Source organism: Lysinibacillus sp. NPDC093197 (assembly GCF_044754025.1).
In the GTDB taxonomy this organism is placed as follows: domain Bacteria; phylum Bacillota; class Bacilli; order Bacillales_A; family Planococcaceae; genus Lysinibacillus.
Genome location: NZ_JBIVOH010000001.1, coordinates 847,749 through 862,969 on the forward strand (window position 1 = coordinate 847,749; position 15,221 = coordinate 862,969).

Here is a 15,221-nt window from a genome sequence, read left to right on the forward strand (position 1 = left end):
AGCAGTCTCTATGTGAGACTGCTCTTTTTTTATGGCGTTAAGCGTTAACTGCATACGTTATAATGTTTAAAATTAGGAGGTATCTTTTTAAAAATTACGCTATGATATAAGTAAGGATTTTGAAAAAATGGAATTAACGCTATTTTAATAATCCTCTAACATATACATAAAGGAGATTGTCATGAAAAGGAAAAATATTTTTATCGTCATTTCATTATTAGTAGTCTTATCACTAATTGGCATTACTGTGAAGAACGAAATATTCAAAGAGGAAGCACCAAAATTGATTGTAGATAAACAAAGTGGTTTAAAGTCGGTTAACTTCGACACATCATTAACTCGTTTAGATGAATCAACGACGACGTTCAAAAATTATAAAGGTAAAATTCTTGTTATTAATTTTTGGGCATCTTGGTGTGGTCCTTGTCAGGCAGAAGCGCCAGATTTAAATACTTTTTTTGAGCAAAAGCCCTCGAATGTTGAGCTACTTGCGATTAATGCAACTTCTAATGACAGTCGTGAAAATGCTATCAAGTTCCAGCAATTATACGATTTGAAGTTCCCTATTTTTTTAGATAATGATAGATCGCTTGGTAAGTCATTTGAAGTTATGGCCTACCCTACAACCTTTATTATTGATACTGAAGGTGTGTTAAAGCATACAATCGAAGGGCAATTAACACAACAACAATTACAGCAATTAATAGCGAATCTTTAAATTACTAAATAATACGCCCGCCATTACATATTGTAAATACCTATCAAACAGTGTCATAAGCATTTTAAAGATTTGCTATCTCATTCGGTCGCTCCTTCTATAGTGTCATCTTTCTATAGTGTAAAAATACACTTCGCTTTCCGCGGGTACAAATGTCAGCCGCAACCCTCGCTTTCGCGCGGACTGTTGCGTCTTACATTTTGTATGTTCCCGCTGGAGTCTTCGTGGATTTTTACTTCGATATAAAATATACCTACATGCAGTGTCATAAGCATTTCAAAGATTTGCTATCTCATTCGGTCGCTCCTTCTATAGTGTCATCTTTCTATAGCGTAAAAATCCACTTCGCTTTCCGCAGATACAAATGTCAGCCGCAACCCTCACTTTCGCGTGGACTGTTGCGTCTTACATTTTGTATGTTTGCGCTGGAGTCTTCGTGGATTTTTACTTCGATATAAAATATACCTACATGCAGTGTCATAAGCATTTTAAAGATTTGCTATCTCATTCGGTCGCTTCTTCTATAGTGTCATCTTTCTATAGCGTAAAAATCCACTTCGCTTTCCGCGGGTATAAACGTAAGCCGCAACCCTCGCTTTCCCGCTGGAGTCTTCGTGGATTTTTTAGGTGGAAATACAGAAACAATTCACTAGTAGTGCTATTAGATTTATAAATTGTCAGAATTGTTTGAGTGACTGGCACATCATAATTAAAAAAAATGGTGTACTAGAAATATTACTAGTACACCATTTATCATTTTACTTTACAGCATTTTGTTTTAAATTGCCTGTTTTTTCATCATAGAATCGGAGCAAGTCGCCATTGATGATAGCATCCGAGTTTTCCAATTCGGTTGTTGCTCGATCTGCATAAGGTTGGCAAGGCTCAACATCAATTTGTTCACCTGTTGCTTTGTCATAGCATGCTTCACCTGCATAAACATATTTATCTGTAATGAATCGTCCGTCACGGAAAATAACGAAATCCTCGTGCTCAGGTGAGAATAAATCTGCACCAAGCTGCATATCTTTTGACGTTTCAACACCTAGTAAATGTAAAATTGTTGGACGTAAGTCTATTTGGCCAGAAACCTCTTCCATTTCTTTCCCGTCCCCATCACCAGGGATGTGAATGAATAAAGGTACTTCTTGTAACAATGCATTATCATATGGTGTTATGCCATCTTTACCTAAATATTGTGCCATTGCTTTATTATGATTTTCAGAAATACCGTAATGGTCACCATACATAACGATAATTGAATTATCGTAAACACCTTGATCTTTTAAATCTTGGAAGAAGTCTTTTAAAGCTTCATCCATGTAACGAACTGTTTGGAAGTAACGATTTAATGTTCCTGAGTTTGACGTATATTCAGGAATCATTACATCTTCTGGATCCAAAGTGAATGGATAGTGGTTCGTTAACGTAATTAAACGAGAGTAGAATGGCTGTGGCATGTCTTTCATCAATGCAGCTGATTGCTCCATAAATGGAATGTCTTTCATTCCCCAGTTGACAGCTTGCCCTTCTTCTACAGTATATGAATCTACATCATAGAATTTATTGATTTTTAAAGATTGATACATCATGTCACGATTCCAAAACGATTTGTTGTTCGGATGCATAACATTTGTAAAGTAACCATTTTCCCCAAGACGCTCTGCCATTGAGTTATACGTATTCCCGCCATGTGTGAAGAAAACTGCACCACGACCAAGCCCGAACATAGAGTTTTCTAAAATAAACTCTGAGTCAGATGTTTTTCCTAAACCTGTTTGGTGATAGAAATTACTGAAATAATACGTATCTGAATCTTTTGTTAAAGAATTTAAGAACGGCGTAATTTCGTGACCATCCATATCATTATTAATTACAAAGTTTTGTAACGATTCAAGTGAAACAACAATTAAGTTACGATCTTTGTATTTACCAAACATTTTTTCGTCGATAGCTGCTTGGTTAGAGCGAATGTAGTTGTTCACTTCTACTAATTCACTGCCATCCGCTAATGCGCGTTGTGCAGAAGATTTAGACTGAATATAAATATCATATAAATGATAGTTGTACGTACCGATGTTTTTTACAAGAAGTTCACGGTCAAAGCTTCGTGTTAACAATTGTGGACGCTCAGTTTCAGCTAATCCTAAGTTTAAGAAAGTCATTGCAATCGCTAAAACGAAAAATGCTCGACGGAATTCAACGTTTACTTTTACCGCTTCTTTCATTCTTGGTAAATATTTATTTGCAATAATTAATATAAATACATCTGCAAAATATAAAAGATCCCAAGGGTTGATAATAGCTGCAGCTGATGTTCCTAAATCACTGAAGTTACTTGTTTGGAATAATACCGGTAATGTAATAAAGTCATTGTAGAATCGATAGAACGCAACATTTCCATATAAAACAATAGATAATAATACACTAATAGTAATTATATAACGATTTCGTATTTTTGGTGTTTTAAAGAATAACGATAATCCATAAATAAACAGCACAAAACTTAATGGATTGATAAACAATATGAATTGTTGCATCGCATTTTCTAACTTCAACTCAAAGCTTGTGTGGTAAACAATGACCGTTTTTATCCAAGTTGCTACAATTGCTAGTATCATAAATGAATGTTTAGGCCACTTTGTTAATTTCATTCCTAACATCCTCCCTATTCCTTACAAAAAAATAATAAAATTAATCAAACTGTTACAAATTGTTACTGAAACAAAATATATCTTAATCCTTTTTTTACAGATAATCAACAGATATATTTTTTTGGAAGCCCTCACGACTACCCAATTATACACTTAACATTAATATATACGTTCTTGATTGTAAAAAGTTTCGTAAAATCATAAAAACAGTGGAAAACCACTGTTTTTGATAATTTTACATACGTATTACAATATTTTTACGATACCCAAATTATTCGCACTTAAAACATTATTGCTTATTTTGTTCAACCCGAAGTCTTGTAGCTTCTTGTCGAATTAATAACAAAGCCATTTGGTAATCTTTAATGTCCAGGACATTCGCCTTATACAACTCACGAATTTCATCCTCCATTAACATCAAATCACCAATTGGATCCCGAGTATAAATGTAAGTGCCATATGTTTTTAACAATTCATAAATATCTAACATTTTATCCATTTTATTTCGCTCCTCGTTGCGCTACACAATCAATACGTTTTGTCGGTGTTATAATAAGATCCACTGGGCAATCATGCATCTCAATAGGCACTTGTTCATAAAGTTGCTCATCAAAAAGTAGAGACATCAGTTTACCTTTTTTATAGTGTAATACATAGCGATCGTAATAACCACCACCGTAGCCAATTCGGTAACCATTTGTATCAAAAACAACACCCGGAACAAGTATGATATCCATTTCATTTGCGTCAACGAACTCACATTCTGCAGGAATTGGTTCACGCAAATGCATATAAACAGTTTCTAGCTGGGCAAATGACTCTATGGCATAAAATGACATTTCTCTCGTTTTTGCGTTACATTTAGGAACAGCCACTTTTTTACCTAGTTGCCAAAGTGCTTCTATTAAATGAATAGTGTCAACTTCCGGCATATTGGAAATTGTGATGCCAATTGTATTTGCTTCTATTATATATGGTTCCTGTAGCACTTTTTTTGCTACAGCAAATGATTGATCACGATACGTTGTTGCACTCATATTTGCAAGTGCTTCACGTACTTCGTTGCGTAATGTTGTTTTATCCAAGATAGGTTACCTCCTCCTATTAAAATGTAGAAAGCCAAAACCACATGTGGTTTTGGCTTAATGAGCGATTACTTCGTTTCACGGTGAAGAGTGTATTTCTTCTCGCGAGAGCAATATTTTTTAAGTTCAAGACGCTCTGGATTGTTACGCTTGTTCTTTTTAGAAATGTAGTTACGTTCGCCGCAATCTGTGCAAGCTAAAGTAATGTTTACGCGCATCATTAACCCTCCCACTCTATATCAAGAATTAAATTTTAAATTTGAGCATGATTTATACGACTAACCTATTATAACATAAACTGAAAAAAAATCTACCTTCATTTCATATTAAGTTTGCATGTGGTAAAATACCTTATAATTACATAATTTAACGGGGTGAAACTATTGGATTTATCCATCATACTTATGATTGTCGGTATCGTTCTTATCGTTTTATCGTTCTTTTTCAAAAATAGCGCGAAAAAAGTCGAACAAGATGTCGAAGAATTATCTATCTCTATTTTCCAAGAAACTAATAATTTAAAGCGTCGGCTAAAAATTGTGGAAGAGGAGCTATTACTAGAACCAGAATTCCAAGTTAAATCACCAGTGACTAAAAATCCAACGCTACACAATCCAAAGGTTCAACAGGTTATGCAGGCCGTTCAACAAGCAACACAAGCAAAAAGGTCAGAGCCGGTGCCTAACAATCTTAAACCAATTCACGATATTATTATTAGTCAAGTGCTTGAATTAAACAAACAAGGTCTTTCTATTGCTGATATTAGTATTCGCTCCAATTTAACAGAAGAGCAAGTACAACAAGTGATTGCAAACGGAGGTCGGTGATTATGAACAAATCCTCTATCCGTGCATTTGGGGTCGCCCTTTTTCTAGTCGGCGCGTTACTATCCGTAGCTGACCGCTTTGATCTCAATATTGGCCTACCAACAGTTGCCTCTACAAATGATAAGGATGTGGAGGAGCTACAAAAACAGCTTGAACAGGCAACGAAAGAAATTGCTTCATTAAAAGCACAAACTACTAAAGAAACTGTTACAGAAAATACGAAGGAAGAAAATGCAACTGACGCTACCGCTGTGAGTGAGCATGCTGAGAGTAGTACACCTGATTCCGACGATGAAGTAACGATGACGCTTCAAATATATAGCGGAATAACGCCTTATATTGTGGCACAAAAGCTAGAGGATGGTGGCATTATTACAAATAGTGTCGAAATGGAACTACTCCTTGCTAATGCAAAATATGCTCGAAGCTTACAAATTGGCTCCTATGAGGTCAATTCTTCTATGACATTAGAGGAAATCGCTAAGTTAATTACAGGTAAAAAACAATAAAATACACTAGTAAAATTCAGAATTGTTTGAGTGACTGGCACGCGTAAATCAAAAAATCCACTTCGCCTTCTGCGGGAACTTGTAAGCCGCAGGAGCCTTAGTGGATTTTTCACTTAGTTGTTAAATTATCAGAATTGTTTTAGTGACTGGCACTATATTGAGTTAGAAAGGCTTGCACGATATTGTTACCTGCTTCAGTGCCTATTGACTCTGGATGAAATTGTAATCCGACTAGTGGATGGTGTTTATGCTGAATAGCCATAATTTCCCCGTCATCTTTAGATGTTGCAGTAATAATAAAATCCTCATGTAATGTAGTCGGCTCTATTATTAATGAATGATAGCGCATCACTTCAACTTCACCATCTAATTGTGCGAAAACCCCTGTTTGTTTGTAGCTTAATGCTGATAACTTGCCATGCATAATGTTGTTTGCTTTTTCAATCGAGCCCCCGAATGCCTGCCCTATCGACTGATGCCCTAAGCAAATTCCTAAAATCGGGTACTTTTTATATAACTCCTGTACGACTTGCACTGTAATTCCAGCCTCATTTGGCGTCCCTGGACCTGGGGATAAAATAATCGCTTCTGGATCCATATCTTTTATTTCTTCAATTGTTATTTCATCATTGCGTACTACTCTTACTTCCTTACCAAGCATACTAACTTGCTGAAATAAATTATATGTGAATGAATCATAATTATCGATTAGTAAAATCATTTTTTTACCTCCAGTAGCGCACGAGCTTTATTAAGTGTCTCTTCATATTCTGATAAAGGGATTGAATCATAAACGACTCCGGCACCTGCCTGCACATGTGCATGCCCATCCTTAATAACCATTGTACGAATCGCTAGCGCTAAGTCCATATCTCCTGTAGCCGAAATATAGCCTACTGCACCTGCATAAACACCGCGCTTAACTGGTTCCATCTCATTAATTAGCTGCATCGCTCGAATTTTTGGTGCTCCGGATACTGTCCCAGCTGGCAAACATGCACTGAGGACGTCTAATACGTGCACTTCATCTCGAAGCTCACCCACTACCTCTGATACGATATGCATGACATGCTTATAGCGTTCAATGTTCATATATTTAGTAACCTTTACTGTGCCAACCTTGGAAATTCGGCCAATATCATTACGCCCTAAATCAACTAACATTCGGTGTTCAGCGATTTCTTTCTCATCCAATAATAAACTTTCTGCAATAGCCTCATCCTGCTGTTGCGTTGTACCACGGGGCTTTGTTCCAGCAATTGGATTTGTCGTGACTTTCCGATTTTTGACCTTTACAAGACTCTCAGGAGAAGTTCCTAAAATAGTGTAAGCCTCAAAATCCATATAAAACATATATGGTGATGGATTGGATGTTCTTAACTGACGATACAAGGCAAATGGATTGCCCGCAAATGGGGAAGAAAAACGTTGGGATAATACAATTTGGAAAATATCTCCCTTTACAATATGTTGTTTTGCGCGCTCAACAATAGTAATAAACTCTTCCTTCGGTATCATCGGCTGGAAATCTACTGTACCTAAATCCATCAAACCAAACGTAGTACCAGCGTATAGCTGATTCTCCATTTCAGCGAGTTCGGCTTCCATCGTATCAAGTGTGCGTCCTTCATTAAATAAATCAATTGCCGCTAATGTAACCTCTTGTTTTAAATGATCGAATACGATAAATGTATCATAGAAAAAAACATGGACATCTGGCATATTTAAATTATCATGTAAATACTCACCAATTTTTTCTGCATAAAAGGCCGTTTCATAACCAAAATAGCCAATCGCGCCCCCGAAAAAGGCAAATGGATAGGCCGCTTCATGGAATGGCATGACTTCTTTTAATTTTTTCAACACATTATCGCTAGACTTGTCAATCTCGTCACCCTTTGTAAATTGATACCCATTTTTATCCCCGATAAGTTCAGCTATTGGGTTAACGGCGATAAAGGAATAACGACCACTTTCCTCATGCTTTGCTGAAGATTCAAATAGCATTTTATGCTTTCCTGCAAGGGATTGATACACCGAAATGGGCGTCATCATGTCCCCCTGTAATACCTTCATGGCAAATCTGCTAAGCTCAACTGTCATACTTAATCTCTCCTTCGCTATGCTCTACTCTGCTCTGCTACACCAAAAATCCATATAAAAAGGCCTTTCCATCACAAAAGGACGGAAAAGCCGTGGTGCCACCTTCATTGGTCTTATTATAAAGACCCTCTCAATGCCTTGTAACGTAGGCAAACGCTAATCCATACTACTCTTTTCTGAATTAGAGCTCCGAAGTCCATTCACTATTTATTTGTACTAGCTTCCACCAACCGCTAGCTCTCTAGAACAAATCATAATAGTTACTACTCTTCATCTAAGCTGATTACTAGTTTACATTGTAATGTAAAGTATCAAACAATTCAAATTATATTTTACCATATCCTCAACAATCGTCGTCCTTTTCCTCGGCAAGGATAATGTCATACTCACTTACTACCTGACGGATAGCAAATAAAACATCCTGTCGGACACTTAGCATTACTGCCGTATCATTTGTTGCAACAAAGAAGCGAACAAGAACACGATATGATGTTTGGTGAAACTCATCAATATAAACATGAATCATTTCTTTTTCAGTATTAGCATGCAAATAAATTTGCTGATGAATCGTACTTAAAGCACTGCGCAATTGTTCCTCTTCGTTTTCTGCGGCTACATATAAAAACAGTTCACATTTTCGTTTTTCTCGTTTTGATAAATTATAAATCGGACGATTAACTAAATAAGAGTTTGGCACATATACAAGCCCTTTGTCGCCTGTTTGAATGAGCGTACTACGAAGGTTGATATCTTCAATTGTGCCTTCTATTTTTTGATCCTCTGTTGCAATCCAGTCGCCAATTTGAAAAGGATTGTCCAGTGCAACCGACATTCCACCAAAAACATGCGCCAACGTATCACGTATACCAAAGGCAATCGCTACTCCTGTTAGACCAATCCCTGTTAAAAAGCCATTTATATTAAAGTCCCAAAATGAAGCTATTGTAAACATGGCTAATATCATCACAAGCACTTTACCGATACGAAGGAAGAACGGGAGAAGAACATTTTGCTCTTCATCGTTATTTAACTGTAATGGCTGCTTTGTATAATAATGAAGAACATCATATATACCTTTAAATGCAAAAAACACCATGATAGATAATACGAAATTTTTCGTTGCAAAATGTGTAAATAAAAATATTTTAAGTAAATTCGATAAACTAAGTACAACTACTGCAGACATAAACGCATAACGGATTGCGTTATTAAATTGTGCAAGCACAGTCGCTTGAAAATTACGTTGTCTCTTTTTTAAAAACGTTACACTGCTAGTAATTATTTTCTTCAGCACAAAATGCTGGAATAGCCAACCAAATACACAAAACGCGACTGCAATTGTAATGTCCATCCATGTTGGCGCAGTCAAGTTCGGTAATAACCATTTCATTGAATCCATGTAATTCTCCTTTTACTTACCTATGTACATTTTTGTAAATGTTTTAATACTGTCAAAAATGATATGACTATTCAGTAAAAATAAGCCGACCAAAAGCTCTCTGGTCAGCTGTACATTTTATTGAATCGCATCGTCTGCAAAAATAGCCTTATTTGCAAACCAAAAATGATGCTCATTAAAACGTTGTTCATTCATTGCAATTACTGAAAATTCGGCATGATAACGCTGCTTCATTTCCTCTATCATAGTCTTTGCACGCTTCCCTAATAAATATTGCCCATCAACAGGATTACCTTCAGTAAAAATAATAACATCTGTTTCTGCACATTGCTGATTTTCCTGTAGCAATCCTTTCACAAACTGTAGAACAGGTAAAATCGCCGCTTCCCCTTTTGCCTTATATTCAATAAAATCTTTAAAATCAGATAGATTTAAATGTCCATTTTCAAAGCGATAATGGACATGAATTTGACAATCATATGGCACGATATATAAATCTCTTTGCTCCTGATGCGCATCCATAAATAAAGACAAGATCATGCTTTTACACAGCTCTGAATATTTGGCCATTCCAGATGTTTGTTCAAGACATATAACCATTGGACCTTGCTCTTCCTTGTAGTCAACAAATGGAACATATAGAATATTACCACTTTTTGTCGTTTGTTGCTTTAGTTTTTGGCGTCTAGCTTCTTGCCACTTTTGCTCATAATACAAGCGCTGCTCTTTCCCATTCGCTAACTGCTCTGCCTGTTCAATAGTTGGAACGTTTTCACGAATCTCATGCATGACATCCGCTAGCTCAAGTGCAAATGCTGCCATATTTCGTAGTGTCTCACTCTTGTAAAAATAGTCAATAAAAAAATGTTGTTCCTTATCACTTAACTCTTCTAGATGTAAATTTTCATATAGAAAACCTAAGTATTTGCGTTGTTCTATTGAAATTTCTAGACCAAATTTCTTCATAAGTGATTCTACACTGTCTTTCATGCAGCAGCACCTCCTAAGCACCTATTTTTTCGGGATAATGTCTATAGTATAACCAAATTATTTTTTTGACAATACAATAACACCCTACAGTATTTGACGCATCGGTAGAGTGCAATGTTGCTGCAATTTCGTTTATGTAGTTATTTAATGCAGAAAGCAGCCCAATGTGCCAGGCACTCAAACAATTTTGATGACTGGCCAACTTTGATTCATGGGGGGAACTGTAAAAATTGAAGATGTTACATTTCGCTTGTTAGCTTCATGAGTAACCGAATATTTTACAAAGTGCCAGACACTCACACAATTTAATGCACCACACGCAAATATAACAGATAGCCGTAAATATCTATTTTAAAATGAAAAAGACTATAGCCAATTCGAAGTTTTTCGAGTTAGCTATAGTCTAAAAGGGCCTCACAATGCAGCCCTCTTTTAATTATTCAATTCATAATGTTTACCTTTGATTAAGTAAAATAAATGTTCAGCAATATTAGTTGCATGATCAGCTGAGCGTTCAAGATAACGACAAACAAACGTTAAATGCGTTATTTGCGAAATATGCGCTGGATTTTCTGCACCAGCACGAAGCAATAATGTAACGGTCGCTCCATATAAATCATCTACATAATCGTCCAGATCAGCAATTTCTTTGGCACGAACTGTATCTTCGTCCTTAAATGCAGTAATAATGCTCTCAAGCATTTCTACAGTTTTATTGCACATTGTTTGTAAATTTGTTGTCGGAAAGACCAATGGCTCTTTGCCTATACGGATTGTCTCTTTAGCAATATTGACCGCATAATCGCCCACTCTTTCCATATCAGATGCTGCTTTTACAAGCACCATAAGACGACGTAAATCTGTTGCAACGGGCTGCTGCTTGGCGATCATTAAAATAACTCGATCATTAATTTCTTCTTCAAGGCGGTTAATAATTAAATCATCTTCAAGAATTTTTAACGCCTTCTCCAAATTTTGCTCTTGTAATGCTTCAAATGAAATTTTTAACGCATTAATACTACTTGTTGCAATTTCCACAAACTGTTCTTGAATTTCTTTAAGCTCTTGCTCAAAGCGTTCACGTACTGCCATCTATCGTTCCTCCTCTGCTTAGCCGAAGCGTCCTGAAATATAATCTTCTGTACGTTGATCAGCAGGTGTTTGGAAAATCACATCTGTTTTGTCATATTCAACGACTTCGCCGCTAAGGAAAAATGCTGTACGGTCCGAAATACGTGCTGCTTGTTGCATGTTATGTGTAACGATAATAATTGAATAATCCTTTTTAAGCTCTTGTACAAGCTCTTCTACCTTTAATGTAGAAATTGGGTCAAGTGCAGATGTTGGCTCATCCATTAAAATAACATCTGGCTCTATCGCTAAACAGCGTGCGATACAAATACGTTGTTGCTGTCCACCTGATAGACCGTATGCATTTTGATTTAAACGATCTTTTACTTCGTCCCAAATCGCTGCACCTCGCAGAGACTTTTCAACAATTTCGTCCAGAATTTTTTTGTTTTTAATGCCATGGATACGAGGGCCATAAGCAATATTATCATAAATAGATTTTGGGAACGGATTAGGCTTTTGGAAAACCATCCCCACACGAGTACGTAATTCCTCTACTGTATAACTTTTATCTAAAATATTGCGCTCACGATACAAAATCTCTCCCGAAGTGCGGACAGTTGGTACTAGTTCTACCATTCTGTTCAACGTTTTTAAATAAGTTGATTTCCCGCAACCTGAAGGGCCGATAATAGCTGTTACTTCATTTTCATAAATACTTAAATTAATGTCTTTTAAACCATGATGATCTCCGTACCATAAATTTAAGTTGCGCGTATCATACACTACTTTTTTCGCCACTTCAGCGCTAGCCTTTACATTTATATTAATCGATTTAACAACTGATTTTTCCTCTTTAAAATCTAGTACCATAAGGTCACCTCATTAATAACGTTTTTGGAATTTATTTCGAATAAAGATGGCAATCGAATTCATCAGTAACAGCACAATCATCAGCACTAAAATACCCGCTGCCGCTACATATTGAAATGCCTCTTGCGGACGTTTTGCCCAATCGTAAATTTGCATTGGCAATGCCGTAAACTGACTTAAAAGATCATTAGGTAAAAACTGTAAAATAACTGGAATCCCAAGTACTACTAACGGAGCTGTTTCACCAATCGCACGGGACAACGCCAAAATACTACCTGTTAAAATTCCCGGTATAGCTGCTGGTAAAACGACTCGTAAAATCGTTTGCCATTTTGTCGCACCCATACCGTAAGATGCTTCACGTTGTTCATTCGGTACAGCACGAATTGCTTCCTGCGCTGCCACGATAATTACAGGTAAAATTAACAAACTCATTGTTAAACCTGCAGCTAGAATACTTTTACCAAGTCCCATCATACGAACAAAAATTGTTAAGCCAAGTAATCCAAAAACAATTGAAGGTACACCTGCTAAGTTTGAAATATTCATACGAATAAAATCATTTAGTCTATTTTTCTTTGCATATTCTTCTAGATAAATGGCTGTTCCTACACCTAGAATGATTGATACGGGAGCTACAACCGCCATCAACCACAGCGAGCCAACTAATGCCGCTTTAATTCCCGCCTTATTCGCAAAACGAGAAGCAAAATTTGTTAAGAAATCAAAGTTTAAATAGCCAATTCCTTGTGTCACAATCCGGTAGAGCAAAATAGCTAGCATCACAAGTGCAAATGTAGTTGCCAAGAAAAATAAGAACTTCCACACTTTATTGAATGTAATACGCTTTGTCATTCGTTTCTTGACGACTGTATCATCGATATAGCGCATGCTAGTAAACCTCCCTGAAGCGTTTCGAAATATAATGAGCAATTAGATTCATTACTAAAGTAAAGATAAATAAAGTGAATCCAACTGAGTAAATCGAGTAATAAATCGTCGTTCCATAACCAGCATCACCAGTTGACACTTGAACAATATAAGCTGTCATTGTTTGGATGGAATCTGTCACATCAAGATCAAATTTCGGTGTTGATCCACCAGCAAGTGATACAATCATCGTTTCCCCAATTGCCCGGGAAATAGCGAGTACTACCGATGCAATAATCCCTGACAAAGCTGCTGGTAACACGACTTTTATAGCAACTTCAAACTTCGTTGCACCTAAGGCTAAAGCCCCCTCACGCATACTGTTTGGTACAGATGACATCGCGTCCTCTGATAGTGATGTAATCATTGGCAAAATCATAATGCCCACTACAATCCCTGGACTAAGTGCATTAAACAGCTTCAGTTGTGGAATGATTCCTTGTAGCAATGGTGTTACAAACGTCAATGCAAAGAAACCATAGACAATTGTTGGAACACCTGCTAACACTTCTAATATCGGTTTAACGGTACGTCGTATTTTCTCGCTTGCATATTCACTCAAATAGATTGCTGAAGCAATTCCAAATGGTACAGCTACGGCAACTGCAATAAATGTTACTTTAAGTGTCCCTGCAATAAGTGGTAATATCCCAAACAAAGGCTCCTTCCCAGAAAACGGTAGCCACTGTGTACCAAATAGAAAATCCGTAATCGAAACACGTTTAAAGAACTCAAACGTTTCAAAAATAAGGGTGAAAACAATGCCAAATGTCGTCAAAATCGAGATAAGCGCTGCAGAAAATAATAAAGCTGGCATGGCTTTTTCCACTATTTTCTTAGTTTTATGATTGCGCGAATTTGCAATTAATTGTTGCACAGATGATGTCTTATTTTCTTTATGAGAAACCATTGGGTACTCCTTTCCATTAAGCAAGGGAAAGAGCATACATCTCTTTCCCTCTATGCATGTCTGCTTATTTTAAACCTTCTAAAGTTTTTAAGCCTTCAGCATATTTTTCTTCAGGTAGACTAACATAACCTACTGCCTCTGCCATATCCCCTGCATTTTCAAGTGTGAATTTGATGAAATCATATGCTGCTGCATTATCTTTAATTGCACTGTTTTTCACATATGTGAATAACGGACGTGAAAGTGGCGTATATTCCCCAGCTTCAATTGTGTCATGTGTTGGTTCAATGCCATTTACTTTCACAATGTTTAATTTATCTTTATTTTCTAAGTAGTAAGCGAAGCCGAAGAAGCCAATTGCGTTTTTGTCACCAGCAACACCTTGGACTAGCATATTATCATCCTCTGATAATGTTGCTGCACTTACTAGATCAGCACCATCTAAAACTACTTCATCAAAGTAATCATACGTACCTGAATCAGTACCTGGTGAATAGAAGACGATTTTCTCTGCTGGCCATGATGGGTCGATGTCTGACCATTTTTTCTCTGTGCCATCTTCAGTCCAAATTTTCTTTAATTGATCTATCGTTAAGTCCTTTGCCCAATCGTTTTCAGGGTTCACCACTACAGATAAACCATCATATGCTAAAGCTAACTCAGTGTAAGCAATTCCTGCTTGCTCTAGTTTTTCTTTCTCTTCAGTTTTTATAAAACGAGATGCATTTGAAAAGTCTGTCTCACCTGCGATGAATTTTTCAAAGCCGCCACCAGTACCAGAAACACCTACCGATACTTTGACATCCGGTTGTGCACCTGCATACTCTTCAACAACTGCTTCAATGATTGGTGCTACTGTTGATGAACCATCTCCAGCAACTGAACCTTGCAGTTTCTCGTCAGCAGCTTCTTGTCCTGAGTTCGCTGGTGCATTCGTTTCTGCATTGTTACCATTTTGCGCTGAGTTGTCTCCACTACATGCACCTAGCATTAATGCTGAACCCATTACCGCTGTCATCGTTAAGTACTTCCACTTTTTCATCTCATTTGCCTCCGTCACTAACTTTTTTATTTGTTGTTTGCCTTACAATCTTTACTATAATGACTTATTGTTGAATTCGTATAAATCGTTCGTAAAAGACACGTAAAGGA

General features: G+C 36.8%; 16 protein-coding genes and 1 other annotated feature. Of the genes, 3 read left to right on the forward strand and 13 right to left on the reverse strand.

Annotated features, from left to right (window positions below):
* The first annotated feature begins 181 nt into the window (after nt 1–181).
* Nucleotides 182–718: a TlpA disulfide reductase family protein gene (locus ACIP9G_RS04350; protein ID WP_401017662.1), complete on the forward strand. Its 537-nt coding sequence runs from the start codon at nt 182–184 to the stop codon at nt 716–718.
* A gap of 758 nt (nt 719–1,476) precedes the next feature.
* Here the strand turns inward: ACIP9G_RS04350 and ACIP9G_RS04355 are convergent.
* The 4 genes from ACIP9G_RS04355 to rpmG form a co-directional block, all read right to left on the reverse strand.
* Nucleotides 1,477–3,372, reverse strand: a complete 1,896-nt coding sequence (locus ACIP9G_RS04355) for an LTA synthase family protein (RefSeq protein WP_340823753.1) — start codon at nt 3,370–3,372, stop codon at nt 1,477–1,479.
* A 289-nt stretch (nt 3,373–3,661) separates the two neighbouring features.
* Entirely contained in the window at nt 3,662–3,871 is a 210-nt protein-coding gene (locus ACIP9G_RS04360) for a YqgQ family protein (protein ID WP_340823752.1), read from the reverse strand.
* 1 nt (nt 3,872) lies between these two features.
* Nucleotides 3,873–4,457: a 5-formyltetrahydrofolate cyclo-ligase gene (locus tag ACIP9G_RS04365; RefSeq protein ID WP_401017665.1), complete on the reverse strand. Its 585-nt coding sequence runs from the start codon at nt 4,455–4,457 to the stop codon at nt 3,873–3,875.
* Nucleotides 4,458–4,525: 68 nt separating this feature from the next.
* On the reverse strand, nt 4,526–4,675 hold the full coding sequence (gene rpmG, locus ACIP9G_RS04370; protein WP_008408521.1) for a 50S ribosomal protein L33: 150 nt from the start codon (nt 4,673–4,675) through the stop codon (nt 4,526–4,528).
* Nucleotides 4,676–4,831: 156 nt separating this feature from the next.
* On the opposite strand from rpmG, the gene ACIP9G_RS04375 reads away from it, so the two are divergent.
* Both ACIP9G_RS04375 and ACIP9G_RS04380 read left to right on the forward strand, forming a co-directional pair.
* A complete protein-coding gene (locus tag ACIP9G_RS04375; RefSeq protein ID WP_340823750.1) occupies nt 4,832–5,284 on the forward strand; it encodes a hypothetical protein in 453 nt (150 codons plus the stop codon).
* Between the two features lie 2 nt (nt 5,285–5,286).
* Nucleotides 5,287–5,793 carry a hypothetical protein gene (locus tag ACIP9G_RS04380; RefSeq protein ID WP_401017669.1) on the forward strand — a complete coding sequence of 169 codons (507 nt, stop codon included), beginning with the start codon at nt 5,287–5,289 and terminating at the stop codon, nt 5,791–5,793.
* 139 nt (nt 5,794–5,932) lie between these two features.
* Here ACIP9G_RS04380 and ACIP9G_RS04385 read toward each other — a convergent pair whose 3' ends face one another.
* The 9 genes from ACIP9G_RS04385 to ACIP9G_RS04425 form a co-directional block, all read right to left on the reverse strand.
* Nucleotides 5,933–6,514, reverse strand: coding sequence for an anthranilate synthase component II (locus ACIP9G_RS04385; protein ID WP_401017671.1), 582 nt, complete (start codon nt 6,512–6,514; stop codon nt 5,933–5,935).
* A complete protein-coding gene (gene trpE / locus ACIP9G_RS04390) occupies nt 6,511–7,896 on the reverse strand; it encodes an anthranilate synthase component I (RefSeq protein ID WP_340823745.1) in 1,386 nt (461 codons plus the stop codon). The genes ACIP9G_RS04385 and trpE overlap by 4 nt, the downstream gene beginning before the upstream one ends.
* A gap of 74 nt (nt 7,897–7,970) precedes the next feature.
* Nucleotides 7,971–8,182, reverse strand: a binding site (T-box leader).
* A 57-nt stretch (nt 8,183–8,239) separates the two neighbouring features.
* Nucleotides 8,240–9,295: a mechanosensitive ion channel family protein gene (locus ACIP9G_RS04395; protein ID WP_401017675.1), complete on the reverse strand. Its 1,056-nt coding sequence runs from the start codon at nt 9,293–9,295 to the stop codon at nt 8,240–8,242.
* A gap of 117 nt (nt 9,296–9,412) precedes the next feature.
* Nucleotides 9,413–10,285, reverse strand: a complete 873-nt coding sequence (locus tag ACIP9G_RS04400) for a hypothetical protein (protein WP_340823742.1) — start codon at nt 10,283–10,285, stop codon at nt 9,413–9,415.
* Between the two features lie 432 nt (nt 10,286–10,717).
* Nucleotides 10,718–11,377 carry a phosphate signaling complex protein PhoU gene (phoU, locus tag ACIP9G_RS04405; protein ID WP_340823741.1) on the reverse strand — a complete coding sequence of 220 codons (660 nt, stop codon included), beginning with the start codon at nt 11,375–11,377 and terminating at the stop codon, nt 10,718–10,720.
* 18 nt (nt 11,378–11,395) lie between these two features.
* Nucleotides 11,396–12,187, reverse strand: coding sequence for a phosphate ABC transporter ATP-binding protein PstB (pstB, locus tag ACIP9G_RS04410; RefSeq protein ID WP_401018165.1), 792 nt, complete (start codon nt 12,185–12,187; stop codon nt 11,396–11,398).
* A 54-nt stretch (nt 12,188–12,241) separates the two neighbouring features.
* Complete coding sequence (gene pstA / locus ACIP9G_RS04415) at nt 12,242–13,120, reverse strand: phosphate ABC transporter permease PstA (RefSeq protein WP_340823739.1); 879 nt, start codon at nt 13,118–13,120, stop codon at nt 12,242–12,244.
* Nucleotide 13,121: 1 nt separating this feature from the next.
* A complete protein-coding gene (pstC, locus tag ACIP9G_RS04420; protein ID WP_340823738.1) occupies nt 13,122–14,069 on the reverse strand; it encodes a phosphate ABC transporter permease subunit PstC in 948 nt (315 codons plus the stop codon).
* Between the two features lie 64 nt (nt 14,070–14,133).
* On the reverse strand, nt 14,134–15,111 hold the full coding sequence (locus ACIP9G_RS04425; protein WP_340823737.1) for a PstS family phosphate ABC transporter substrate-binding protein: 978 nt from the start codon (nt 15,109–15,111) through the stop codon (nt 14,134–14,136).
* Nucleotides 15,112–15,221 lie beyond the last annotated feature (110 nt).

Coding starts and splice junctions, on each gene's coding strand:
- pstC (WP_340823738.1), bottom strand. CDS start 14,069: ATGGTTTCTCATAAAGAAAATAAGACATCATCTGTGCAACAATTAATT.
- phoU (WP_340823741.1), bottom strand. CDS start 11,377: ATGGCAGTACGTGAACGCTTTGAGCAAGAGCTTAAAGAAATTCAAGAA.
- ACIP9G_RS04380 (WP_401017669.1), top strand. CDS start 5,287: ATGAACAAATCCTCTATCCGTGCATTTGGGGTCGCCCTTTTTCTAGTC.
- rpmG (WP_008408521.1), bottom strand. CDS start 4,675: ATGCGCGTAAACATTACTTTAGCTTGCACAGATTGCGGCGAACGTAAC.
- ACIP9G_RS04400 (WP_340823742.1), bottom strand. CDS start 10,285: ATGAAAGACAGTGTAGAATCACTTATGAAGAAATTTGGTCTAGAAATT.
- trpE (WP_340823745.1), bottom strand. CDS start 7,896: ATGACAGTTGAGCTTAGCAGATTTGCCATGAAGGTATTACAGGGGGAC.
- ACIP9G_RS04350 (WP_401017662.1), top strand. CDS start 182: ATGAAAAGGAAAAATATTTTTATCGTCATTTCATTATTAGTAGTCTTA.
- ACIP9G_RS04360 (WP_340823752.1), bottom strand. CDS start 3,871: ATGGATAAAATGTTAGATATTTATGAATTGTTAAAAACATATGGCACT.
- ACIP9G_RS04395 (WP_401017675.1), bottom strand. CDS start 9,295: ATGGATTCAATGAAATGGTTATTACCGAACTTGACTGCGCCAACATGG.
- ACIP9G_RS04385 (WP_401017671.1), bottom strand. CDS start 6,514: ATGATTTTACTAATCGATAATTATGATTCATTCACATATAATTTATTT.
- ACIP9G_RS04425 (WP_340823737.1), bottom strand. CDS start 15,111: ATGAAAAAGTGGAAGTACTTAACGATGACAGCGGTAATGGGTTCAGCA.
- ACIP9G_RS04355 (WP_340823753.1), bottom strand. CDS start 3,372: ATGAAATTAACAAAGTGGCCTAAACATTCATTTATGATACTAGCAATT.
- pstA (WP_340823739.1), bottom strand. CDS start 13,120: ATGCGCTATATCGATGATACAGTCGTCAAGAAACGAATGACAAAGCGT.